Raw genomic sequence first — 25,954 nt, 5'->3', positions numbered from 1 at the left:
CTAGGAGTAATCATGTTAACTGATAAACATATCGACATTATTAAGAGTACTATTCCCCTGTTAGAAAACGCAGGACCAGCGTTAACGGGGCATTTCTATCAACGGATGTTTAGCCACAACCCTGAGCTTCAAGATATCTTCAATATGGCCAACCAACATTCAGGTAGACAACAAGTTGCGTTATTTGAAGCCATTGCTGCCTACGCTAAGAATATTGAAAACCTTGCAGCGTTAACCACTGCTGTGGAACGTATTGCGCAAAAACATACCAGTTTTAATATCAAAGCCGATCATTACGCTATTGTTGGTCATCATCTTATTGAAACACTGCGTGAATTAGCCAGCGATGTTTTTACTGCTGATGTTGAAGAAGCATGGACTGTTGCTTATCAATTTTTAGCACAAATATTTATTAACCGAGAAGCGGAGTTATACCAACAGCGCGCAGAAACCTTGGGCGGTTGGCGTGACGCTAGATCCTTTACTGTAGTAGATAAAGTGGTGGAATCAACACTCGTCACCAGCTTTGTATTTATGCCCGTTGATGATAAAGCCGTTATTGGTTTTCAGCCCGGTCAGTATCTAGGTATCGAAGTATCAGATCCAAGCAGAGAATTTAAAGAAATTCGTCAATATTCATTATCAACTAAAGCCAATGATCAAACATATCGAATTTCTGTCAAACGAGAAATAAATAATGTAGATGGCATCACGGCTAAAGGTATTGTCTCTAATTATTTGCATGATGAGGTAAATGTTGGTGATAGCATCAATTTATACGCGCCAGCTGGTGACTTTTTCTTTAATGATCGCCAAGCACCTGTAGTACTACTTTCTGCGGGTGTCGGTATAACACCGATGCAAGCCATCTTAGAAACACTAGCACAGCAAGGTTATAACCATCCTGTTCAGTATCTTCATGCTTGTGAAAATAGTGAGCAACATTCATTTGATCAACGTACTACAGAGCTTATTAACCAAAATAATTGGCAACAACATATTTGGTATCGAACGGGTGATGTATCACAGCAACATATACTGCAAGGCATGATGGATTTTACTAAAATAGATTTACCTATTGAACAAGGTGATTTTTATCTTTGTGGCCCAATTCCATTTATGCAATTTGCCAAGCAGCAATTACTGACGTTAGGCGTAGCAGCAAGCAATATTCATTATGAAGTATTCGGTCCTCACGCTGATTTATAAATAATTTATAAATAGATAACTTAAAAGCCAGTACTAATACCAAAGAGATTAGTGCTGGTTTTTCGTTCTAATCATTCCTGATAATTTTTTTACCTACAATAAAAACTAAATCGAAAAGCCGCTGATAATACCTAATTCAATATATTTTTTGAGGCAATGGTCTATCGCAATGTCGGCATCTACAGCCTTAGCACTTTCAATTGCCGTTTCAAAATTAAGACCATTTTCAATTGATTGTAAAAATGTAAATTCACTTTCATCAACCGTCATCATTTCAGTTTTTAATCCCTGTCGAAAGAGCACGATATAAGTATCACTATCACCATCACCATCAAGGGATAACTCAATATTTTCAGGCGCATTCATTTGGTTCATCAACCAAACTTTATCAACTGGCATAGTCGAACACATTATTGATACTGAAGGGCTTAATAAAAAGGTTAATGTCTCTGATGAAGCAACTTTTGCCAATCGAGCCCAATCAAAATAACTATTGTCATTCGCTAATGAACTTTGATGAAAACGCCATTCCAGTTGAGCAACATCTTCAAGATATGATAAATGCCTGACCTGCTCAAATTCAGCTAAGAATGATGAAAAATATTCGCCATAGTCATCCATATTCCCTGAAGTTGGCCAGTGCTTAACAATGTACGGTTTGCACATGACTTGAAAAAAATCCTTACCAACTAATTTTTCAATCACTGGGTAACTAAGGCTCAAAGAATTAGTGATATTGGCAATGGCACTACTTTGATAAATTCCCATAAGACCTTGGGCTGAAATTAATTGCGTATTAAGGTCATTAGCCATTAAAGTATTATCAGCCGTGAGCGAGCCCGATAAACAATCGTGGATAAAGTTAGTTTGCAGCTCCGCGAGTGTGGTCATAATCAACTCTGCCCATTAACTGTATTAGCTATGAGGCTCGATTTTTCAATACTTTCAACCTTGGTAATAATCGCTTCTGCTTTGCTTTTTTCTTCTAACAGCACAGCAAGATCCGGAATATTAGTATCCCATTCAATCAAGGTTGGTAAAGCGCCAAAACGCTTAATCACTTGTTCATATAACAGCCAAACATCATCACAAACCCTATGACCATGAGTATCTATGTAGAGCTCTTTTCCCTCAACTATTTCAGTACTAAAACCGGCTAAATGTATTTCCTTTACCGCAGATAGCGGCATATTATTTAAATAGGTTAAAGAATCAAAATGATGGTTATGTGCACTGACATAAATATTATTTACATCAAGTAATAAGCCACAACCTGTTTCTTCTGCCAATGAAGATAAAAACTGCCACTCTGTTATCGGAGAGTCAACATAAGTTAAATAACTTGAAGGGTTTTCTACTAATATCTGCCGTTGAAGAATATCTTGCGCTTGCTTAATATTGTTAGCCACAATAGTAAAAGCTTCTTCCGTAAGCGGAATAGGTAACAAGTCAGGTAAGTAATGCCCGCCTTGTGATACGCTCCAAGAAAGGTGATCTGAGATCAATCCTGGTTGTAACCATTCAACAGTACTTTTAATATGGTGAAGGTGTTGCTCACGAATAGGGCAGTTAATCGCTGCTGAGCCCAAAGACATGCCAACACAATGCGCGGATATAGGATAATCTTGGCGGATCTTAGCCAAATATTTTGACGAAGTACTTGCTTGACTGAAAAAATTTTCCGTATGAATCTCTAACCAAGGAACATCCGGTTTATGGTTCATAAACTCTTGGAAGTGCTGATGTTTCAGTGATATGCCTACGCCTTGAATACTTTGCATAATTAAAACCATATCAAATCGATTAAGAGTAAATTTGGTAAAGCGCATAGTACTTTATTTCAGCGCCTTACCTATAAATTTAACAAGTTACTAACCTCTATTTTCTCAGCTATTTTTTCGCTGGTTTTAACGCTTTGACCACACCACCCGTAATTTTGTCACAAGTGCCTTGAGGAACATAAACCCACTCATGTGGAGAGTTATCCATTGTTGCTTGCCCTGCGCAGTTATGGCTGCCATTTAACGCGCCACAGTCATTTTTACCTGCTTTGGCTATACCTGCACATTTTTCCCATGAGGTAGGTTGACTAGGAACCGCATTAGCCGAAGTCGCGGTTAAAACGCCTAATGCTAAAATACTTGAGATAGCTGCGCTGGCAATTTTTTTGTTGTCCATAGTGATATCCTTAAAGTGTAATTAATTGTTGTGTACAAAAATAAGACAGAGAATAAGAATAATAAATTTCAACAATATCGATTTTTGTTGAGTATTGAAGGCTTAACAAACAAAAATACCAGTAAGTATTTGGGTAACTTACTGGCATTTATGATTAAGATATTTGTTCTATTATTTTAAGTTTTTAATAAACTATTTTTTCGCTTTCACCGACGGCAATAAACGATAACCTTCTTTGCTCACTTTATCGGATGGCATGTAATGGCGAATACCTAAGTTAAACATCTTAGTATCATTAGCAATGGCAATATTATTTGGTGCATCACTACCACAACCAAAACTTACGGTATAAGTACCCTCTTTATTTACGGTTGCAGTATTTGAGCTTACATTAGCTAAGTCATTAAACATAAAACCGTTTTTGTCGTATACCGTAATTGACCAAAAAGCCTTATTTTTAGGATCTTCAAAGGTAGCTTGATGACAAGTATTACTCGGGTAATTACCTGATACTTCATAAATATTATCAACTATTTGTGCACCGCCCCAGCCTATTGCCGCACCAACCTGATATTTTTCTGTACTAAATAACTTATTCGATTGATCACGTGGGTCAGTAAACATCCCCGTTAATGCCTCTACGCCATCACGTTTGAAGATAGCAGGCATTTGTGCTTTCAGTGCCTTTTCTACGGTGTCGAAGGACACTTTATTTACTGATGTTGCGGTAAATTTACGACTTGAATTAGCGCTAATCTTCATTTGATCTTGATACTTTTTAGCTTCAGCTTCTGTAAAGGTTGCATCCAATCGGATCACAACATAGAGATGGTCACCGGCATGTGTTGATAAATCAAAAGTACCTTCACCATATTGCATGGCTTGAATTCGGTGGTCTTCTGTTACTGGTTGCACCGACATATATTTACCTTCAGGAATCACTGGCATAGTGATAGTTGCCCCTTTTGATACATCAACTACAGCAAATGAGTAATAAGTATCACGGTTCATGCGAACTACGGGTTGATTATCTGTAGGTGTTAATTGACGTTTGTGCAGTAATTGATTAACCCCCACTAAATCCTGATTTTTCAGCATTTGATGAGACGTTTCATCGGTTGGGTACGTTGCTGGTGTTACTAGTGATCCTGACTCATTAAAAAAAGAATCCAACGTAGCTACTTCAACTGAATCAGATTGTATTGATTTAGTGCTGATGGTGCCACAGCCAGCTAATACAGATACAATGGTGAGCGATAATAATGTTTTTCTCATCTTAAATTCCTTCTTAAAATTAAATTATATACGTAGTATACATAGATATTACCTAAGTTTTTTCGCGAATGATAATGATATTAATGACTTAATTTTGTACAATAAAAAGCCCTAAACTTTATGTGTAAGAGTTTAGGGCTTTATGTAACTGATGAGCTTAATTAAATGACTTTACATACAGTTCAGTTCAGTTCAGTAATATTACTTTACAGCGCAGTATCTCTAACACAGCTCGCATAATGTCTAATGTCCGTTGTCGAAGAAAGACCTGTTACGCCCCGCTGTAAGTCTACCAATGAGTAATTCCCTTCGTCGTCTGAGTCGGTAGTCCAAAAATGTTGCCCTACAGCCCACTTTTCATTGCTATACAATGCATATTCTTCATCGGCAGTCTTATCATACTTCACCCAAACGGCTTGTAAATCTGCTGCGGTTGGCAATCTATAATCATCAAAATCGTCATATACCAAGCTATCACAAAGAAGGCTCGCTTCATTAAACGTTACCATAATAAAGGTAGAGTCGGCTGGCCCTGTAACCCCACTTTCACGATAAAGCACACTGAAGTCAGTGAAAGATAATAAGTTCTTAGCATCAATATCAGTAAATGGCCCAATAAAGTTTAACGTTACTGCCTCATTCGTTAGAATATTGGTTGCGCCAAATGTAGCGACTGATTGATTATGTGTCCCGTCCATTGTGGCTTTTATTGTGAAATAGATAGATAGTGGCTGATCCGTAGGGAAATTATGCAGCATTCCCTTTCGATCAACCTCTCCTTCATCATTAGAAATAAACCCTAACTCTCCATCAGAAGCATAATATTCCCATTTTAATCTAGGGTTATGGGTAATCTCAAGTGTTTCAAAGTTATCATATGTTCCCATCACGGTTAGTTGCCTTTTTTTCCCTTCACCAACAAAATAAGGATTTAGAGGGGAGATATTAATTTCGGTAACTCTGGCTAGAGTCACCTCAAGAGGCGTTGTTGTAAGCACCTCATTAAACAAAAATGATATTTCAGTCTCACCTGGGTGTCGCATAGTGACCATGCCACTTAAGTCGACTGTCGCAACTTTAGTATTTGAACTTTGCCAGAAACCATTTTTTTGGTTACTCAAGTTATAGCTCACATCACCAACAAACTCCGCCTTAGCAGTGGCTTGTCTAACAAGGCCGACTGGAAAAGAGTCGCTAGCTAAAGAAACGACAATTGATTCAAACTCAGCACTGCTTACCTCAACAGCTCTTTCACCGACAACACCATCAAACGCAGCGGTAATATCAGTATTACCTACTTTTTCCCCATGAAACGTACCCGACTTATCTGTTGCTTTTATGACTGTTTCATCTTTTGTACCCCAAATTGTTTCATCGGTTACAACATGAGAGGTGTTATTAGAATAATAAGCCGTTGCTGAAAAACCAATGGTTTGACCTCTAGGCACTGTAATTTCAGCCGTTGTCGTATCGGCAGCTCTCTCGATGGGGGTAATAATTAATTGAGTTACCGTTGGAAATGAAACCTTCAGCACAGCTCTTGTATTTGCTGTTACTCCTTCAAATTGCACATCAATATATGTGCCACCTTCATAGCGTTCAGAGGTATGTGCGATGCCGTCATTACCAGAAAACTCTGCGATAGGAGCACTCTCAGCTATCCAGGTCGCATTATTATTACGAGTTATATCATACTCTTCACCATCACTATAAAGCACTATCGCCTGATACTGAACATCAAGGCCGCCTGCTATAGAAGTGTTACCAGGGAAAATTTCAATACTTTGTGGTACGGCTGCACTAATTGTAATATCTAAAGAACTAGTTATACCTTGCTCAGTAACGATGAGCTTAGTATTGCCTGTAATTTCGCCGGTAATATTACCTGCGGTGTCAACAGTGGCAACGCCTTCAGTCTCACTTTCAGTGCTCCAGGTGTAATCAATGCCTGATTCAGTTGAATAATCGGAGTAGTTACCAATAGCGGTAGCCGTGTGGGTAATGCCAATAGGAAATTCCTGGCTATCAATCGTTAATTGAATACTTACAAGTTCTCTCTCTGGCGGTGGCGGCGGTGGTGGATCAGCATGATCACTACAACCCGCTAAGGTCAGCAATATAAAAATAAGGGGGATAAACCAAGCTTTGAAATACATATTATTTCCTTTTAATGGGTAATTTTCAGTGAATACTTTTTATATAATTCATATAACTCGATGATAAATAAGTTTACCAAACAAGAAATATGCAATAAACAGGACATACTTATTAGGTACATCCCCTTTTTTAATGGTAATTAAAACACGACTTATTGACTAGCACCTTTAAAAGCGCTCCAATCAGCGTCTACTGCTAAGATATTATTTTTAGCGATATAAGACTCATAAAGCGCAATCATTGCTTTAAGCTTTTCTGGATTTTTATGCTCTAGGGGGTGTGATTCAGAGGGATCAGAAACAACATTATAGAGGTGCCACTGACCATCACCAAACATACCTGTTCTCACTTTCATCGCTTTGAACTCACCTTGCATAACATAGCCATTACCAAACAATTCAAATGCCCACCAATCTTTATCGGTTCTAACAACATCAAACTGCCCATCTAAAAATGGCTTCATGCTAATCCCCGTTGGCGGGATAACTTTTTTATCTTTATATTCTGTCATCGGGTGTTTAACGTTGGCGTATTCCAAAATAGTCATTGGAACATCTTTAACATAAACAGCTACATTCGATTTTTCACCCGCACGCACATAGTCAGTATTAAAAGCACCTGGAGGTACAATCATTAATGGCACACGTATGCCACCTTCACCAACAAACCACTTCCACCACTGTAGACCGCCTGTGGCGGAATTCGCCCAAGACGTACCAATAACATTTTGTGAGTTAGCAGTACCTATCGCTTCAAAAGATGAATCAAATTGGTTTTCAATCCACTTGGCAAACTCAGGATTACCCGTTTTAGGGTTTGTTGGCTCTAAACCTTCAGGACCATTATCTGTCATGTAAACGACTAAGGTGTTATCTAACTGACCCGACTCTCTCAGGTAATCTAATATTTGCCCTATACGATTATCTTGGTCTTCAATCATGGCCGCATAAGTTGCCATGATTTTAGCTTGCTTCTCTTTGTTTTCTTGAGACAGATCTTGCCATTTTTTTGTTAAGTTATTAAAAGGTGCTTCTGTTGCTTCATGTGAAATTAGGCCTTGGGCCTTTAAGCTTTCATAACGTGATTTTTTTAATCCTGCGTAACCTAGTTCAAGGTACTTAGGATAATATTTCATTATCAGCCCTTTAGGCGCTTGAATAGGAAAGTGCGCGGTGGTGAATGCCATGTAAGCAAACCATGGTTTATCATTTTTAGCGCCTTCTTTAATAAACTCTAACATTTGGTTAGTGTATATTTCACCTGAATAGACACCTTCAGGGCGGTCATAAGGTTCGCCGTTTAAAGTCCAATTTTCTTTTCTTTTAACATTTAAACCATTAGGATCTTTAAAATTTGGTGTCATGGCTAAATCATTCCAATGATTAGAACCACCTGACAAAATACCGAATTCTTTAGTGAAGCCCCATTCTAACGGTCCTTTACCACCGGATTCTTCACCACCTAAATGCCATTTACCCGACTTATAGACTTCATAACCATCATCATTTAATAACTCTGAAATCGTCACTGCATCTTTGGTGAGGTAACCTTCATAACCCTTTTTACCGCGTGTCGCTGGATAAACAGAATAATCAAATGAACCTAAACCCACTTCGATATTATCGTTACCGGTAAAAAGCATTGAACGTGTTACCGAACAAACGGGTGACACATGAAAGTTTGTGAAACGAATCCCTGCATTAGCTATCTCATTCATATTCGGTGTATGTACTTCTGAGCCATAAGCGCCAATATCGCCAAAGGCTGTATCATCAGCGACTAAGAGCAGAATATTAGGTTTCTTAGCATCAGCTTCTACCGCCGTATTAGCCTGAACTGATTCTGACTTTTCTGCACAACTGGTTAGTAATATAACGGTCGACAGAATACTTATTATTTTTTTCATAAAGGTTTCCAAAGTGTTTGAATTAGATTTCCATTGATCTATACCGGTTTATACCCGCTCCACTTGAACCTGCATCTTCAAGTAGAACGGGTATATATCCACAATGATGGCTACTCAAATACAACAGAAATAAAACTGTATTGAGGTTTAAAATCCATTTATAGTATCTAAGACAGTATATTAACGTTGAATACACATGAGTATGCAGTTTCCGAAAACGTGCTGTTTATATCGTGATTAATTTAACTAGGTAAAGAAAAGCTTATAGATAAAGGACGTTAATAAGCGATGGAAATTCACCAACAAATCCCCAGTACCACTATCGACAACAATGTTAGAGGTATATCAACATCTGATGTTGACGAACTTTCTCAATTCCAACTCAATAAAAATCGACGATATACTCAACTACAAGCAGGCCAATTAAATGGTGCTTATCTAGAGGCAAACTTAGGTGATGTGCAAATTTTTCGTGAAAGTCTTAATGCTGGCGCATTGATTGAAGCTGCACCAGCGAGCTCATTTTTACCCTTTGCAGCTATTACTTCCAATGCGGACAACTTTAAATACTGTGGTAAACAAAGAGAAAAGAATACCGTATTGCAAGCCACCGGTGGTTTTTGGGATGCGAGTTTTCAACATAGTTTAAATTTTGTCGTTGCCGCTTTTGATAGAAAGGCTTTTAGCCGTAGTATTGAGTTGCTCACCGGAGAAGAAGTTCCCCAAGCTTGGTTTGTCAGTCAAGCTTGCTTAACGGAGCCTCATGCCTTGAAAACCTATGCCTGTGGCTTAGATAATATTCTTACTATTATTAAAAGTAGACCTGAAATATTAAAAAAAGATAATGTTCAACGAATGCTGTCGGATAGTATTTTAAGGTTGATACTTAAAGTACTTAGCAAAACAACACCGATTAATGTACAACAAGTTAGCCCCTCAAATAGGGCTCAAGGTGTTCGTATGGTTATTGATTATCTTCATCATTACGCAGACCAAGTCCCCACGATTCCTGAACTTTGTAATATTGCAAAATTAAGCGAAAGAAACCTTCAATACGGTTTTAATGAATACTTAGGTATTACGCCTATACGCTATTTACGATTGGTACGACTCAATGGTGTAAAGCGTGATTTATTACTTTCTCACCCCAAAAAAGATCGCATTGTTGATATAGCACTTAACTGGGGATTTATTGAATTGGGCCGCTTTGCAGGAGAATATCGTCAGCTATTTCAAGAGTTACCTTCTGTGACACTCAATAAGCTAAATCAGACAAAATAACCTGTTATTTATTCATGCTTAATTGGCTTCGGTACCATGCTGTAATTGCCAGCATGATAGGCGTTTGAATGACAAAAAAGACTGCCGCAAACAATAAATAATCACTATTTTCAAAAATGTTAACTGCAATTAGCGCGGCTAATGCTAGATTTCTCACCGGAAACTCTATTACAACGGCAGCCAGATCACTTTGGCACAATTTCAATATTCGCCCTAAACAATACGCAATAAAAATAGCTGCCAGAGTGAAAACTAATGCTAATAAAACTAAAGAGGATAATTGCTCGGCAATTTTTTGCTGAAACTGAGCCAGAATAGTCATTAATAATAAGAGTAAACCTATCCCACCAATTTTCTCAAAAGTTGGCATCATCTTTTTGATCAATATTGGTTTCCAATACCTTAACGTCATACCAAGCACAACAGGACAAAGCAGTAACAATACTAATTGCAGTGCTTGCTTAACCATCAAGTTTTCAAGCGCTAAATCAACCGTTAACAGCGCAGGAAATACCGTAACAACGACGATAGGTAAAATAAAGACAGCAACTAAGCCATTAAAAGCGGTGAGTGTAACCGATAACGCGACATTCGCTTTTGCCAAAAAGCTATAAATATTAGACACAGCTCCCCCAGGGCAAAGAGAAACTAAAAGCATTCCCCCTGCTACCAGAGCCGGTGGATGCATTAACTTTATGATGATCCAAGCACATAATGGCAGTAATAAAACTTGGCCTAAGGTGAGGAACAGTATTTTTTTGTTCTGCGCCTTAACCTCATTAACATCACGCTTTTCAAGACTAGCGCCAATAATGAACATTAAAAAGAAAACTAACGCAGGGATGGCTAACTCAATCACTTCCATTTGAATTGATACCTAACAATATTTAGAGTTTTATAATAAGGACTTAGAAAAGATGATACCCCTTTCCCCCTCTACCACCAAGAAGAAAGTTGCCTAAAACCCCTCACTCTCACATGTAATCATACCAACGTTAAAAAACTATAACGTTTGAGTAGTTAAGAAAAACCACTAGTGATTATTTAATCTAAAAGTAAGATGATAATTAAATTATTAATCTATAAAAATACAGTTTATTGATATTTAAAACTCAAATATGAGTATTTATAAAGAAATACGCAAAATAAAACCGACTACTACATGAAATAATTATCTTATGCATATCACTGTTAATGACCAAGCTTTTTCAGTAAACATTAACGACATAACTTGAGAGAACTTCATGATGAATTTACCAAAAAACATTCAGCAACCACTCAGCCTAATTTACCTCGATGCCAATGCGACCACTCAAGTATTACCACAAGCTGCATCTGCAGCACTATCAACCATGGAAACACTCTTCGGCAATCCCAGCAGTAGTCATATTTCTGGGCTACAAGCCAAGCAGATAGTAGATAAAACACGCCAACAAGCAAAGCGCATTGTTGGCGCTGCTGAAGGTAAAATCATCTTCACCAGTGGTGCAACTGAAGGTATTCAAACAGCAATACTATCGGCATTAGTGAATGTTAAGAAAACGCTTAATAAGTCTCTTAATAACAAAAGCTATAGCCTTTTGTATGGCGCAACTGAACACAAAGCTGTGCCAGAGTCGCTAAAGCACTGGAACAAAATTCTGGAGATAAATGCTGAAATCAAAGCGATTCCTGTTGATGAAAAAGGCCAATTAGATATGGCATTTATCGCTAAAGAAGTGCCTAACGCTTTGATGGTTTGTACTATGGCGGTCAACAATGAAACTGGTGTTTATCAAGATATAAGTTTACTAGACCAAACAATACGTACCAATAATCCCAACGTAGCGTGGATGGTAGATTGCGTGCAAGCTTTAGGTAAAACAGACCTAGTCTTAGCGCAAACAAGTATTGATTATGCACCTTTTAGTGGGCACAAACTCTATGCTCCCAAAGGTATCGGTTTTATGTATGTTAAAGAAAAAGCACCATTCACCGCTTTTATCGCCGGCGGTGGTCAAGAAAGTGGATTGCGTTCTGGCACCGAAAATTTACCTGGTTTAGCGGCATTAAGTGAAATTTTTAGCATGTTGTTAGGTGAAAGTGAAGCTAGCTTTACCCCAATAAAAACTTTGCACTTATACCGTCAGCAGTTAGTGTCAGCATTAACACAGGCATTTCCTGAGATCACTTTTAACCACAGCTTTGAAAACTCAGTAGCAACCACCCTTAATTTTGCTATTCCTGGATTTAGCTCGAAAGAAATAATGGATTTATTCGACGCTGCCAATATACGCGTAAGCTCAGGCTCAGCTTGTAGCTCTAAAGTTACCCGTAGTTTCGTTTTAGATGCCATGGGACTGCCCGCTTGGCAAAGTGAGTCAGCCATTAGAATGTCATTTGGACCCGCGATGACCCAAACAGAAATTGACATTGCCTGTAGCCGAATAGTTTCGGCCGCTCAAGCACTGGTGCAGAGCTGTTTGACTCTTGATAAAAAGAATATTGATACACAGACCATGAACACGAGTAGCACCACTAATAAGACGGAGCTAGACGGTCTTGTGCAATTTAAAGCAGGCGGCAGCTGTAGTTGGTTATATGTTGACAAAAAAACAAGATCTGCGGTGTTTATCGACCCTTTATCGGAAGTCAGTGAACGTCTACAAACATTATTGACTTGCCGCGGACTTAATTTAGTTGCCGTCATTGATACCCATGGTCATGCAGATCATAAGTCTTGTCGTAATGGTATCGCAAAGAAGTTTTTAGCCGAGCAACAAACTGAATACCTTGGCTGGCCAGCTGGTGCGCAAACAACAACCATTCATGGCCAAACATTCCAATACCTTATTTTGGGTGATAAGTGGTTAATCAAAGTCGCCACACCTGGTCATACCGACGACAGCATGAGCTTATTACTGTGCGATCCAGTCACTGATTCAGCAGAAAAATTACAGGTACACTATGCCTTTTGTGGTGATCTTATTTTAATGGATAGTATTGGTCGAAGCAATTTTTCAACCAGTAGTGCGCCAGCAATGTATTCAAGCTTAAAGTTAATGAAGTCACTTATCGGCAACAATAGTTTGATTTGCCCAAGTCATGATTATCACAACGAATTTACTACCTGCCTTGAAACTGAAATGAAACGTAACTCGCTACTTCGTCAAGTTATCAATAGTGAAATAGATATTGAAGAATTCACTAGTAAAAAAATTAAAATGGATAAAGATATAATCAATGAGTCTGGCAGTGAAATCATGTGTGGCGCTTTAATAGGTGCTTGCCAAAAGGTTGTAGTACGTGAATATGACAGCGCCAGCTTAACCAAGGCGGTAAAAAAGTCGAGTGACATGAAATTAATTGATATCCGTGAACCACACGAATACGCACTACAACACGATGAAAAATTCACCAGCAATGTTCCTTTGACTCGACTAGTGCAATTTGTAAAAGAGCAACAACAGAATAAAGAACAAGAATTCGTGTTGGTTTGTCGTAGTGGCGGTCGCTCTCAATTAGCCGCTCAAGCACTAGCTCGGTTAGGTTTTGAAAATGTTGGCCATTTGAAAGGTGGTTATGCTTTACATCAGTACTAATAATACATTTAAGTACAAATTTTCTTGATGACAGCCCAAGTTATTTAAAATTTGGTGAGAAAATCCCCTTTGTTAAATCAAGACTAAATGGTAGCGATAGAAACTAGTTTTCTATCGCTACCAAACACGTTACTAACTCATCCCCCTTCAGCCATATTCTGCAATAGTCGCAAGCGTTGTTGCTCCTGTTGTGAAGGCTGATACGGTATATCACTCAAACTAGATACTTCAAAACCTTTAATTTCATATTTCTTAATCGCGCTATTGCCGTATTTTTTGGGTTTACCCGGTGCTGGCGACATCAACTCGATTGAAAAGGTAGATAAATAAAATGGCGCTTGTTTCCCATGTAATACTGATTGGTGCGCTTTTAAATTGATATGACTGCTGCCTTTATTGAGTTTTTCTTTACTTACTAAGTGTGCAATGGGTTGGTTGTTCGCATCAAATAAATTGGCGCGGACCCGATAAAGACCTTTTTTTCTTGTGGTTAAGTTAGCTTGCATCACCATATCAGCCTCTTGGTTAAAGACTGAATTGAATCCTTCTAAGGTTGCCACTGAATCAACATATTTCAACGCCAGTGCGATAGTAATATCTTTGCCATTAACACGGGCTTTTATCGTAGCTTGCAATTGTCTTGGCAGATCTCTTTGGCCTTCAAATTGTGCGTACCAGTTACTTTCATCCTGTTCAAATTGACTGCTAAGTAGCGTTCTCCCAGTGTTCAGATCGATGAGTTGAAGTTCTGCATTATCGATATTGTCTCCTGTAAGCGTCGCTAACACTTGTTCTGGGTATGTATAACGATATTTTGATAATGCTGCTGTAACTTGAGTTCCCTCATCGTCCACAAGAATTGATTGCGGATTGAAGTGATTCGGTTTCAAGCGATCAAAATCATTATGAGTTAATGGTTGAGAGTATGATGGAAAACTTAGTTCTGCGGCATACGCCTTAGCCACTAATGTTGCAGAGTCGTTAGACGTTATTTTTTTAGACGTTATCTCAAGCAAATTATTAACTTGAGCGGTGTTAACTAGCCGTTTTTTTTCTGCTAGGAGCGGTGTTGTTATCAGTGATTTATTAACCGTTATTTGCTGTTTTTGCATCGATGGCCAAAAAATCCAAACACTGATAACAACAATGCTCATCGTCACTATTCGTTTTAAAATTTTGTTTTTTTTCATAATTAATCAACTTTCCTGCTTTATGAGCTGTTAACCGTTCAAATTATTAATAGTTAGGGTTAACAGCTTCATATATTATTAGTTAGGAATCGCGTCATAAATTAGCGTTGACATACTGTCTTCATTTGAATTTTCTACATAAAGATAATTACTCTTCCACAACCACCAACCAGTAGTTTGAGTGTAAGTATCAAAATGCACGCCCTCACCAGATAATAAGTTTTCATGATTACTGGCCGCCGTTACTTTACCTTTATGCTGTTGTTCAAGTACTGACAAGTGAGCATAGTCTTTGCTCATAAGCATAGGATAATGATACGGCATAAAACCTGAAACCGCATTGCCTTGATTTGACACTTTACCGTTAAAATCGACTTGCGAACTACAACTACCATAATGCCCTTGGCGGTTACCGCCACACGAGGAATGACTACCAACAACACCATCATCATGACCTTGAATAAATGGACTTGTAACGCCTAAGAAATCGCTGGCATCAGCAACAAAACGTAAACGAGGAATTCTCGCATCAGGTAATGGTGCAAGTTGTCTCGCATTATTAACTTTTAGGTCATGAAGTACGCCCATTTCATCACTTAGCTGGCCTCCCAACCAAGCCTCTAACGCAGACTCGATAATAAAGGTCCAGCTTTCAGTGCCTTGGGCAACACTTACCGCTAAATCGGCAAGTTCACTACCACCGCCAGCACCCGCAATATCAAAAGTAGCAACGATATTAAGCGGTGATAATCCAGCATTTTCTAACCATGTTTCTTGGTTTTCGATAATATAGCGAGCCACTAAATCACCGGTGGAGTGAGTGACAAATATACAGCCCGGTGAGCAGAAGTCACTTTCTGAAAAATCCTTCAGCTTTGGCCAAATATAATCCGTTGCAATTTTCTCTTCAATTCGCTCATATGAGGGCCAATCAATACGGCCATCACTTAAGTTGTCCCAATAACCATTCCAGTAGTTTTGACCACTTTCGCTAACATCACCATCGGATATCAATTGTTGTGGCTGAAAGCCATGAATAAGTACTATTTTATATTCTTTGCTGAATGTATCCGCTGAGTAAAATGCAAAGCAGAGCGCTGCAATCACCATTGTATTTTTGATAATATTCATATTTTCCCCAATCATTTTTTATAATTATTTTTATACCGTCATATTTTTTTATTGTGATTCAACTGGTCTGACGTTAGACCAGTTGAATCACAATAGATTAGTGGTCATTTTTTATCCAGACACTACTTATTTACAATAAGAATAATGAAAATAAACAACCGCTATAATGGTTAATAAGAAAGGGGGAATTAATAATTAAAAAAAATTTTTGATGAGAAAAGTTAAAATCTTAGTGTAGATTTGGCTTCTTGATTAACTGAATAAGGCTAGGTAATTTTGAGTGAGTAAATAGCATTTCCAACGACTTACTCTAACGTAAAAAGCCAGCATAGTTGCTGGCTTTCTCTCTATTTTGAGACGTTAAGTAATAGAATGACAATATTTATACAATGTAAACATTTTTTACAATAGGTGCTTATCTAAAAAGCCAACAACCTGTTTCATATAAGCTCTTTGATTTTCAGGGTTAAAAAAACCATGGCTTTCATCACCAATTACAAACCACTCATATGACTTATTTTCTTTATCAAGCGCTGCTCTTAATCGTTCTGCATGCTCAAAGGGGGCTCGTTTGTCTTTCTCGCCATGAGCCAATAAAATAGGTATTTGTATTTTTTCAACATAGTTAACTGGCGACATACTTTTTAGCAGTTGCTCATCTGTTCCTAAAACGCGTTTTAGATAACTCATACCTGAACGTCTTTGCTGTATATCCCCTTCTTCAAACATTAATTCTAAATCATAAATGCCGGCATTGGCTATGGCGCATTTATAAACATCAGGGTATAAGGTTGCACTTTGTATCGCCGAATAGGCACCAAAACTCCCCCCCATAATGCATACTTTATTATCCGCCGCTTTTTTATTTTTAACTAACCATTGGTAACCATCCAATATATCCTGTTGTACTCGACTTCCCCATGCTCTATAGCCTAGCTTTTCATAGTTAGCACCAAATCCCCCTGAGCCACGGTAATTAACCTGCAAAACAGAATAACCTCTAGAGACTAAATATTGAACTTGGGTAGAGAATTCCCAATAATCCCTCACACCATGAGGCCCGCCATGAACTAAGACAACGGTGGGTGCTAATTCATTTTTTTGTTTTGCTTTTGCTTGGGTAAAAAAGCCATTGAGCATTGAACCATCCGATGCTTCAAATTTAATAGGCTCAACTTGAGCAAAGTCAGCGCTTTGAAATTCAGGTTTAAATTGAAATAGCCTCTTTAGCTGATTTGATTTCCTATCAAGTAAATACAAACTTCCGGGATCAATATCAGATGAAACAAACACAACATAACGTTGTCCATCCTCAGTTTTACTGGTTACATTAACTGAACTATAAGGAAACAGCTTTAATAGCTCTTTGAAAACTTTGGCTTCTTCATGCTTTTTATTGAGAATTAAGTAAGCGGGGTAACCATCATCCACCCGAACTGCATACGCTGAACGCTTATCCGTGGTCATTTCCACATCAGTTATATTGACTTCTTTATCCGTGTAAACCGACTTATATTGAAAGTTTTCCAGATTTAATTTGAAAATACCTTTAATATCTTGTTGGTAATCATCGATGGTATATAGCGATTTACCTGATGCATCAATAAACAATGGCTGTACACGAGAGCCAACAATATCCTGAGGGATATGTTTCCATTTACCATCTTCCCTAAAATAAAGCTTAGTATCATTATTACCATCTCTACCCGCCACGAACTTTACTTTGCCTTGACCATCAGTTAAAAATCGAGCAAATGGCACTGGAGATTTAACAACTTTCCTTTTGATTACTCCGGTATAAACATTCAGCTTTAACACAGTGGCGAATCTTTCCCCTGATGTGCTCATCGGTGTAGAGCTAATTAAAATATGCTTTTTATCCTCAGGCAGGATATCAACAATTTTCCCCCAACCAAATGTCGATTCTTTCTTTTTAATATTACTGCCCGTTTGTTTCTCTCCAGAGCGATAGCCATAAATCATCTTCCCTCTTGAGCCATCCATATTTATCGCGAATAACTCACCATAGGATACGGGCTCTTCAAGCCAGGGATCTCGCTTGGAAAGACTGATAACAACTCGTTCATTATTAACCCAATAGTACTGACCAATTTCTAACCTGCTAGGAAGCTTAGAGCCTGAAACCGCTTTTAGTGTATTACTATCGACAAAAACAAGACTCGCCTCTCCTTTGCTAAATACTGATACGGCAATATGTTTACCATCAGGGGATATTTTTGCATTTTGATACTGCGCTCGTTCGAATATGCCATCCCAGTTTTTAGCGTATCCCGTCGCTGAAATGAAAATCAAACCAAGAAAAATTGCTTTTATTAAAAATTTATACACACTGTTATCCTTTTATTTAAAACTGATAAAACAATCAATTACCCAAGTAAAAAATTGAATTAATCTATACTTCCGATGTAAAAATCGATGTGAATAATTGAAGTAAACATACTACAAACGTAAAATTTTTCAGAACCTAATGCGCTAGGAATGAGTTTTCTTTAATTGATTAGAAATACTTAATAAAGCTATTCCATCAAATAAAAAAGTCACGCCAATAATAAGCCCAATAACCCAAGCACTAGCAAAGGGCCAATTAGTCAGTACAATTACGCCTAGAATGAAAGAAATTACACCACTTAACAGACTGAAAAATTTGGCTGATGAATTAAGTCCAAAAGAAACCACAACGGCACTAAAACCACTAATTAAAAAGTAAATCGCAATTAACAAACCTAACACACTAAGAATGATGGCTGGATGAGTAAAAATAATCAGTGCCAAAGCCATTAAAATAAAGGGCTTAAACCATAAAGACATATCTTGTGTTTTATATTGCCAAGCATTAAAAGCCAGTGCGATTGCTGATATTAAGAATATACCGCCAACATAAGTATTAAATGCCAAACCAATCAAATTAGGTACTAAAATACCTAAAATGCCAATAATGATCATCACTATACCAACCGCTTTGGTATTTTTTATAAAAGCGAGATTGATCCGCTGAGCTGATGTTTCACGAGTTACTTTTGGCATTACTTCTGGCTTAGTTTCTGACGTATCTTCTGAGTGAGGAACTATGTCTGTCATAGAGAATTATCCTTAAATTGACACAATGATCTTTGTTAAAATAATGTAACAGAAATACTGAATAAACTGTAATCATTATTGCCCTCTAACAAAGTCATGCGCTGAAACCTACTTATTAAGACGATCTGTTTCAACATTAAGCCTAATGGGTGCTTTGACCAGGTGAGCCCTTGATAATATTTGTCTCAGGATGAATAAGTTGATAGCCAATAATTGTATTCAATTACTTTCAGCGTAAATAATCATGAATTAGCAAAGCGTATTTCAACAAACATCCTAAATTATTGAATTTTTTAATTCACATATTTTGTAAATAATTTTGGATAGTTGTTATGAAAAAAATACATTTTGAGTTTCATTCAGTAGGTACTTTCGTCAATGTTGTTGTTATTTGTTTGGCAATAATTATGGGAAGTGTCGCTGTTGCAGAAGAATACAATACTGGCAGTATCAGCCTAAGCCTTGATAACGATGGCTTTCTTGGCTCTGATAGAGGATACACCAATGGACTATTTTTCAAATTCAATTCAAACAGTACCGTTGATATAGAGCAGAGCTCCCCGTTGCTGCTTAAAACCGTTGGTAGTTGGTTACCCTTACATCATCAGACCAACAAAGGTTGGGGTATCACTCTTGGTCAACAAATATGGACGCCGACCGACTTAGAATCTCCTGTTGAAGGAGAAAACGATAGACCCTACACCGGATTTTTGTTTATTGAAGCGAATATTTTTGAATTTTCAGCGGATACAGCCAATAAATACAGCTTGATGCTTGGGGCCGTAGGTCCTGATGCTTTTGGTGAGAATTCACAAAAGTCTGTTCACAGTTTAATAGGCTCACCAAAACCTATGGGTTGGGCTAGACAAATTGAAAATCAAACAGTGTTTAACTTTTCTTATGAAGGCCAAAGATTGTTGACTAGAGCACCAGGTTGGCTTGGTAAAGACTACGATAGCGGCTTCTCAGGTAGAGTTAATGTTGGTAATTATCAAAGTGAAATTGCATTGGGTAGTACCATTAGATGGGGCACTTCTTTACATGAAAGTTTCGCCAGTGTTGGGGTTATGCCAGGCAATTACATTGACGTCAGTGTTTTGTCAAAAAGTCGCTCCGGACAATTTTACTATCTTGCAGTAGAAGGGAGATATAGATTTCAAGACATTACTATTGATGGCGCGCGCCCTAAGCATTTATTTGATGTGCATACTGAACATTGGCAAGCCACGATATCTACCGGTGCCGTTTATTATCAAGAATCATGGGGATTAGCTTTTAGTATTATTACCAGTTCTCCTGACTATAAAGAAGACCTACGTAAGTACAATTCTACCGCGTCGCTTGAAGTATTCTGGCGTGCTTAACAAGAGTAATTAATGTCAAATAGATAATGGGGGCGCCGTCATTAGCCTAGCGGTTACAAGTTAATAGCACTCTATTTTTTGGAGAACTGCTCTAAGACAAAGTCGATAAAACAACGTACTTTTCTAGCCACATACTTCCGGTGTGGGTAAATAGCAAAAAGACCAAACTCCAGCGTGGTGTATTCTGGCATTACTCTTAACAGCCTGCCATCAGCTAATGCGTCTTCGACAATAAAGTTAGGTGTCATCGCAATCCCACCATCAGCGATGGCTATTTCCCTAACGGCTTGCGGGCTATTTACCGCTAAGCCAGACTGAACATTAATAGTTTCTGCTCGCCCCTTTGGCGAAATAAACGGCCATTGTTTCCCAATCCTAAAATTACTATCAATAATACAATGGTGTTCTCCAAGCTGTTCGGGCGTTGTAGGTAAACCTTGCGTTTGAGCGTAATTTGGTGATGCCGACAATACCAGAGGAAAATTAGTTAAATGCCTTGCTATCATGTTGGAGTCATCTACACCGCCAATACGTAAACGCACATCAATCCCCTCTTCCAGCATGTCTATCGCACCATTGGTTAGCACTAACTCAACGGTTAAGTCAGGATATAAGGCAATAAACTTTGGTAATAAAGGTGCTAACCTCATTTCACCAAAAGTTACCGGTGCGCTAATTCGTAATAAACCCCGTGGTGCGGTCTGCTCACCGGTGACGTTATCTACCATAGCGCTAAACTGCTCAAGTAATATGATTGCTTCTTCATAATAACGTCGGCCGGAGTCAGTTAATGCCAACTGCCTGGTTGTGCGATTAAAGAGTCTAATTCCTAATTGGTTTTCAACCTCACCTACGTACTTACTTACTAACGCTTTTGAGATCCCTAGCCTGTCACTTGCCGCCGTAAATGAGTTTGTTTCAACGACTGCTACCACTGTTTTTAATCCATCTAACGTATCCATAAGCTGCTCGAAGACCCCTATTTTATTCAACTATGACTAGGGTCTGTTGATCTTTCGAGATTGTTTTTGCAGCGTTTTGTTGGGTATTTATACAAGGCAGAGCCTTTGTCATGTGGTTGTTCCACATAAAAAGGCGATAACGCTGTAAAAATGTTCAACAAACGCTGTCCGAAGGATTCGGTTAAAAGCGTCTTACTATTTGTTGAGTAGTGTTTGCTTAGAGTGACTAGGCTACACACTACTCGCCGCTATTAAAACGCTTTTATCTCGAACAAAATTTAACCGCGAAAGGTCAATAGACCCTAAATGTCAGCCCAACAATATCCTGCCTAACGTTGATATTAACTCAATTACGGTGCAATCAATACCTTATTGTCAACACTACATTGACAATGATTCAACATCAACCCTATTTATCAATGAGGCGTTGAAATAGATAATAGCTTCATCAACTACAAAACAGCGTCACCGAAAAATGTAAACGGAGAAGTAAATGGCAAAGATAGAGATATATACCCGACCTGGCTGTGGTTACTGTACTCACGCTAAACGGTTATTAACCAATAAAGGGTTGGATTATGTTGAATACGATGTTTATGAAAACCCAATGTACATACAAGAGTTACAGCAAAGAACAACGGGCAGAACCTACCCTCAGATATTTATCGAAGAGTTATCGGTGGGTGGTTTTACTGAATTACTAGAAAATGAACAATTTAACTTACTAAAAAAATAGTAAAACTTATTAATTACTTACATTAGGAAAAAACAATGAAAAATTTAACAAAATCGATAGTAAAAAACAGACGTTTTAGCAATTATCTTATGGCAACCGCTAGCGTATTATTACTAGGTTTCACCTCAATGAGTCATGTGGAAGCAGCACAAACCTTACACAAAACCATTAAAGTACAAAACCAAGAAATTTTTTACCGTGAAGCAGGTCAAGAACACAAGAAAACTATTGTGTTATTACATGGCTTTCCAACGTCGTCACATATGTACCGTGACTTAATCCCTAAATTGTCAGAAACATATCACGTTATTGCTCCAGATTACCCAGGTTTTGGTAACAGCTCTATGCCAGCGCTTGGTGATTTTGAATACAGCTTTGACAATTTAGCTAAGATTACCGATGCCTTTTTAACCAAAGTAGGCGCTGAAGAATATACCATGTATGTTATGGATTATGGCGCTCCAATCGGATTTCGAATAGCCGCGGCTCATCCGGAGCGTGTCCAAGGTTTGATCATACAAAATGGCAATGCTTACGATGAAGGATTACGTGACTTTTGGGACCCTATTAAAGCCTATTGGAAAGATAAAACACCTGAAAATGCCAAAGTACTTAAAGATAACCTGTTAACTATTGGTGCAACAGAGTGGCAATATACTAATGGTACTCGCAATAAAGAAACCATTAGCCCTGATAACTGGATAGTAGATCAAGCTAAATTAGACCGCCCAGGCAATAAAGAGATCCAATTAGAATTGTTTTATTCTTACGGCACTAATCCAGCACTTTATCCAGAATGGCAAGAGTACTTTAGAGAGCACCAACCGCCAACGTTATTAATGTGGGGTAAAGGTGACTATATTTTCCCTGAAGAAGGTGCACATCCATATAAACGTGATTTAAAAAACCTAGATTTTAATATCTTAGATACAGGTCACTTTGCCTTAGAAGAAGACGGTGATGTTATTGCCAATCACATCCTTAAGTTCATGAAAAATAATAACTAGGAATTAAAAAATTTCCTTTGCGCTGCAATATTCCCATTTATTTGTAGCGCTTTTTTTATTGCTTTGAAAGATAAATAAAGCGGATTAGACAGATGGTGGCAATGTCTAGACACCTAGTTGCCTTTATCACCTTATGAACACGTATATTATGGCTTCACTCTTTAGCTCATATTCATGAATGTTTAGGCTAAGAGTTCTTGAATTCATACTATTATCATCAAGGAAAAAATTATGACTTTATCAGCAATACAGCCAAACGACATGGCACTTTATCATTATGACAGCTGTCCTTTTTGCGCTAAAACACGCCATGCAATAAATGAACTTGATCTCAATATTGAACTACGAAATATTCAAAAAAACCATCAGCACCGCATTGAACTGCAACAAGGGGGTAATAAAACACAAGTACCTTGTTTACGTATAGGACAATCAAACGGTAAAGCGCAATGGTTATATGAATCCGGTGACATTATTAACTTTTTACGCAATAGAAAATAAATTAACCTCATAACTAAAGCGGGACTATTCTCATGAAAGTAATCAATGTTGATGTTGCCATTATTGGTACAGGCACTGCAGGAATGGGCGCTTATCGCGCCGCAAAAAAACATACTGACAAGGTAGTTTTAATTGAAGGCGGAGCTTACGGTACTACTTGTGCTCGCGTTGGTTGCATGCCTAGTAAATTATTAATTGCAGCGGCAGATGCGTCTTATCACGCCAGTCAAACAGACCTTTTTGGCATTCAAGTTGACCGTATTAGCGTTAATGGTAAAGCGGTAATGAAGCGCATACAAACTGAGCGAGACCGTTTTGTCGGCTTTGTGGTTGAGTCAGTAGAAAGCTTCGATGAACAAGATAAAATTCGCGGCTTTGCTAAGTTTCTAGATGAGCACACCTTACAGGTAGATGATCACAGCCAAGTAATCGCAAAACGGATTGTCATCGCTACAGGCTCTCGTCCTAATTACCCTGAGTTTTTGGCTGCTGCCGGAAGCCGTTTATTAACCAATGATAATTTATTTGAACTGAACGATTTACCAAAGTCTGTCGCAGTATTTGGTCCGGGTGTTATAGGGCTAGAATTAGGTCAGGCCTTAAGTCGATTAGGCGTAATCGTTAAAGTATTTGGCCGAAGTGGCTCTGTTGCAAATTTGCAAGACGAAGAAATGAAACGCTACGCTGAGAAAACCTTTAATGAAGAGTTTTATTTTGATGCTAAAGCACGCGTCATTAGTACCATAGAAAAAGAGGATGCTGTTGAAGTAATCTACTTCGACAAATCAGGGCAAAAAACGACTGAGTCATTCCAGTATGTATTAGCTGCAACCGGTCGTAAAGCGAATGTAGATAAACTAGGACTAGAAAATACTAGCATTGAACTTGATAAAAAGAATAGCCCACTATTTGATGAATTGACTCTGCAAACGTCAGTTGATCATATTTTTGTCGCGGGAGATGCCAACAATACCTTAACGCTACTACATGAAGCCGCCGATGATGGAAAAGTGGCAGGAACCAATGCAGGAGCATACCCAGTTATCGCTCAAGGACAAAGACGTGCTCCATTATCCGTTGTGTTTACTGAACCACAAGTTGCCAGTGTCGGTTTATCATTGCGACAAATAGAGGATTTATATGCCGATCAAGATGCCGCAAATTATGTGGTTGGCCAAGTCAGTTTTGAAGGACAAGGTCGAAGTCGCGTTATGGGTAAAAATAAAGGTTTATTAAATGTTTACGCGGATCGAACTTCAGGTGAATTTTTAGGCGCTGAAATGTTTGGCCCTGCTGCTGAGCATATTGGCCACTTACTCGCCTGGGCAAGACAACAACAGATGACGGTTCAAGCGATGCTTACCATGCCTTTTTATCATCCGGTAATTGAGGAAGGTTTACGCACTGCACTTAGAGATGCACAGCAAAAATTAGCTATTGAGAAACATGACATGAATGAGTTTATCATGACACATGACAATGCAATGAAGTTGGTCATATAAATTAGTATGACAAAATAAAAGCTACTGAGTTATATATAGAGATAACACAGTAGCTCTTTCTCATTGAGTTATCTCTGCCTAACAAGCTGTAATTATCTTTAGATTTAATTACGCCCCGCCATAACACCACCATCAATATCCCAAATAGCCCCTGTTACCCAAGAAGTATCCGATGATAATAAAAAGCCGATAGTATTAGCCACATCATCCGCAGTACCTATTCTTCCAATTGGGTGGAATTCGTTAAATCCAGCCAGAGCTTCATCTAATGTACTAGGGTCAATAAAAGAGTGATAGATAGGTGTTTTTACTACCGCTGGAGATACCGCATTAACACGAATATTATCTTCTGCTAGTTCCATTGCCATATGTTGAGTTAACGCGTGTAAACCAGCCTTTGCCATAGAATAAGCCGAAGATGGTGTCGCTTTAATCGCTTGTTGTCCCCACATTGAACCGATATTTACAATGTTACCACCGCCCTGTTTTTTCATATTTTCAGCAACGGCTTGAGCAATAAAGAATGTCGCTCTGTTGAGATCCATGTAGGTATTATAATCATCACCTTCATGCGCTAAAAATGCTTTAGGACTAAAATATCCAGCGGCATTCACCAAATAACTTAAATGAACATCCTCTTGATTAATATACGACAGCAATTTTTCTAAATCCTCGGTTTGATAAAGATCCGCTTGAATCGCCGATGCTTTTCCAGTCTCGTTAAGTTGGGTTAATGCTAGTTCAAGTTTTTCAGCATTACGCCCGACAATAATAACCTCGACATTATGTTTAACTAATAGTTTTGCTGTTGCTAAGCCCATACCGCTTGAGCCACCAATAATTATTGCTTTTCCTTGATGGGTAAAATTCATCAT

At 38.3% G+C, this 25,954-nt stretch carries 22 protein-coding genes; 8 read left to right on the top strand and 14 right to left on the bottom strand.

Translation table 11 applies throughout. From position 1 onward, the window contains the following. Nucleotides 1-12 precede the first annotated feature (12 nt). A complete protein-coding gene (hmpA, locus tag CPS_RS03770) occupies nt 13-1,209 on the top strand; it encodes an NO-inducible flavohemoprotein (RefSeq protein WP_011041697.1) in 1,197 nt (398 codons plus the stop codon). Nucleotides 1,210-1,314: 105 nt separating this feature from the next. Here hmpA and CPS_RS03765 read toward each other — a convergent pair whose 3' ends face one another. The 6 genes from CPS_RS03765 to CPS_RS03740 form a co-directional block, all read right to left on the bottom strand. Next, nucleotides 1,315-2,100: an HvfC/BufC N-terminal domain-containing protein gene (locus tag CPS_RS03765; protein ID WP_011041696.1), complete on the bottom strand. Its 786-nt coding sequence runs from the start codon at nt 2,098-2,100 to the stop codon at nt 1,315-1,317. A 2-nt stretch (nt 2,101-2,102) separates the two neighbouring features. Beyond that, nucleotides 2,103-2,990 (bottom strand): MNIO family bufferin maturase, encoded by an 888-nt coding sequence (locus CPS_RS03760; protein ID WP_049757990.1) that lies wholly within the window; start codon nt 2,988-2,990, stop codon nt 2,103-2,105. Nucleotides 2,991-3,099: 109 nt separating this feature from the next. Then, nucleotides 3,100-3,387 carry a BufA1 family periplasmic bufferin-type metallophore gene (locus CPS_RS03755; protein ID WP_011041694.1) on the bottom strand — a complete coding sequence of 96 codons (288 nt, stop codon included), beginning with the start codon at nt 3,385-3,387 and terminating at the stop codon, nt 3,100-3,102. 192 nt (nt 3,388-3,579) lie between these two features. After that, nucleotides 3,580-4,662 carry a DUF1254 domain-containing protein gene (locus CPS_RS03750; protein ID WP_011041693.1) on the bottom strand — a complete coding sequence of 361 codons (1,083 nt, stop codon included), beginning with the start codon at nt 4,660-4,662 and terminating at the stop codon, nt 3,580-3,582. A 206-nt stretch (nt 4,663-4,868) separates the two neighbouring features. Then, nucleotides 4,869-6,818 (bottom strand): surface protein, encoded by a 1,950-nt coding sequence (locus CPS_RS03745; protein ID WP_011041691.1) that lies wholly within the window; start codon nt 6,816-6,818, stop codon nt 4,869-4,871. Between the two features lie 152 nt (nt 6,819-6,970). Next, a complete protein-coding gene (locus tag CPS_RS03740) occupies nt 6,971-8,725 on the bottom strand; it encodes an arylsulfatase (protein ID WP_011041690.1) in 1,755 nt (584 codons plus the stop codon). A 288-nt stretch (nt 8,726-9,013) separates the two neighbouring features. Between CPS_RS03740 and CPS_RS03735 the strand changes: the two genes are divergently transcribed. Next, nucleotides 9,014-10,006: a helix-turn-helix domain-containing protein gene (locus CPS_RS03735; protein ID WP_011041689.1), complete on the top strand. Its 993-nt coding sequence runs from the start codon at nt 9,014-9,016 to the stop codon at nt 10,004-10,006. Nucleotides 10,007-10,010: 4 nt separating this feature from the next. Here the strand turns inward: CPS_RS03735 and CPS_RS03730 are convergent, their stop codons facing one another. After that, on the bottom strand, nt 10,011-10,871 hold the full coding sequence (locus tag CPS_RS03730) for a bile acid:sodium symporter family protein (RefSeq protein WP_011041688.1): 861 nt from the start codon (nt 10,869-10,871) through the stop codon (nt 10,011-10,013). 379 nt (nt 10,872-11,250) lie between these two features. On the opposite strand from CPS_RS03730, the gene CPS_RS03725 reads away from it, so the two are divergent. Next, nucleotides 11,251-13,587: an aminotransferase class V-fold PLP-dependent enzyme gene (locus tag CPS_RS03725; RefSeq protein ID WP_011041687.1), complete on the top strand. Its 2,337-nt coding sequence runs from the start codon at nt 11,251-11,253 to the stop codon at nt 13,585-13,587. A 137-nt stretch (nt 13,588-13,724) separates the two neighbouring features. Here the strand turns inward: CPS_RS03725 and CPS_RS03720 are convergent, their stop codons facing one another. The 4 genes from CPS_RS03720 to CPS_RS03705 all read right to left on the bottom strand — a co-directional run bounded on the left by CPS_RS03720 (nt 13,725) and on the right by CPS_RS03705 (nt 19,007). Beyond that, a complete protein-coding gene (locus tag CPS_RS03720) occupies nt 13,725-14,777 on the bottom strand; it encodes a hypothetical protein (protein WP_011041686.1) in 1,053 nt (350 codons plus the stop codon). 78 nt (nt 14,778-14,855) lie between these two features. Beyond that, nucleotides 14,856-15,908: a hypothetical protein gene (locus CPS_RS03715; protein ID WP_011041684.1), complete on the bottom strand. Its 1,053-nt coding sequence runs from the start codon at nt 15,906-15,908 to the stop codon at nt 14,856-14,858. A 402-nt stretch (nt 15,909-16,310) separates the two neighbouring features. Next, nucleotides 16,311-18,257 carry an alpha/beta hydrolase family protein gene (locus tag CPS_RS03710; protein ID WP_011041683.1) on the bottom strand — a complete coding sequence of 649 codons (1,947 nt, stop codon included), beginning with the start codon at nt 18,255-18,257 and terminating at the stop codon, nt 16,311-16,313. Between the two features lie 144 nt (nt 18,258-18,401). Then, nucleotides 18,402-19,007 (bottom strand): HdeD family acid-resistance protein, encoded by a 606-nt coding sequence (locus tag CPS_RS03705; RefSeq protein ID WP_041736648.1) that lies wholly within the window; start codon nt 19,005-19,007, stop codon nt 18,402-18,404. 332 nt (nt 19,008-19,339) lie between these two features. Between CPS_RS03705 and CPS_RS03700 the strand changes: the two genes are divergently transcribed. Then, a complete protein-coding gene (locus tag CPS_RS03700; protein WP_202944301.1) occupies nt 19,340-20,371 on the top strand; it encodes a lipid A deacylase LpxR family protein in 1,032 nt (343 codons plus the stop codon). 71 nt (nt 20,372-20,442) lie between these two features. Here the strand turns inward: CPS_RS03700 and CPS_RS03695 are convergent, their stop codons facing one another. Both CPS_RS03695 and CPS_RS24040 read right to left on the bottom strand, forming a co-directional pair. Continuing rightward, a complete protein-coding gene (locus tag CPS_RS03695; protein WP_011041680.1) occupies nt 20,443-21,333 on the bottom strand; it encodes a LysR family transcriptional regulator in 891 nt (296 codons plus the stop codon). Nucleotides 21,334-21,359: 26 nt separating this feature from the next. Continuing rightward, complete coding sequence (locus tag CPS_RS24040) at nt 21,360-21,572, bottom strand: hypothetical protein (RefSeq protein ID WP_011041679.1); 213 nt, start codon at nt 21,570-21,572, stop codon at nt 21,360-21,362. Nucleotides 21,573-21,826: 254 nt separating this feature from the next. Between CPS_RS24040 and CPS_RS03690 the strand changes: the two genes are divergently transcribed. The 4 genes from CPS_RS03690 (at nt 21,827) to CPS_RS03675 (ending at nt 25,079) form a co-directional block, all read left to right on the top strand. Beyond that, complete coding sequence (locus CPS_RS03690) at nt 21,827-22,069, top strand: glutaredoxin domain-containing protein (RefSeq protein WP_011041678.1); 243 nt, start codon at nt 21,827-21,829, stop codon at nt 22,067-22,069. 35 nt (nt 22,070-22,104) lie between these two features. Then, entirely contained in the window at nt 22,105-23,076 is a 972-nt protein-coding gene (locus CPS_RS03685; protein ID WP_011041677.1) for an alpha/beta fold hydrolase, read from the top strand. Between the two features lie 231 nt (nt 23,077-23,307). Continuing rightward, nucleotides 23,308-23,577 (top strand): glutathione S-transferase N-terminal domain-containing protein, encoded by a 270-nt coding sequence (locus tag CPS_RS03680; protein ID WP_011041676.1) that lies wholly within the window; start codon nt 23,308-23,310, stop codon nt 23,575-23,577. 32 nt (nt 23,578-23,609) lie between these two features. Continuing rightward, nucleotides 23,610-25,079 (top strand): dihydrolipoyl dehydrogenase, encoded by a 1,470-nt coding sequence (locus CPS_RS03675; RefSeq protein ID WP_011041675.1) that lies wholly within the window; start codon nt 23,610-23,612, stop codon nt 25,077-25,079. 104 nt (nt 25,080-25,183) lie between these two features. On the opposite strand, the gene CPS_RS03670 is transcribed toward CPS_RS03675, so the two are convergent. Next, nucleotides 25,184-25,951: an SDR family NAD(P)-dependent oxidoreductase gene (locus CPS_RS03670; protein ID WP_011041673.1), complete on the bottom strand. Its 768-nt coding sequence runs from the start codon at nt 25,949-25,951 to the stop codon at nt 25,184-25,186. Nucleotides 25,952-25,954: the final 3 nt, after the last annotated feature.

This window comes from Colwellia psychrerythraea 34H (genome assembly GCF_000012325.1).
GTDB lineage: Bacteria > Pseudomonadota > Gammaproteobacteria > Enterobacterales > Alteromonadaceae > Colwellia > Colwellia psychrerythraea_A.
The sequence above is the reverse complement of the archived record's forward strand: the minus strand, read 5'-3'. Positions and strand labels throughout refer to the sequence as shown.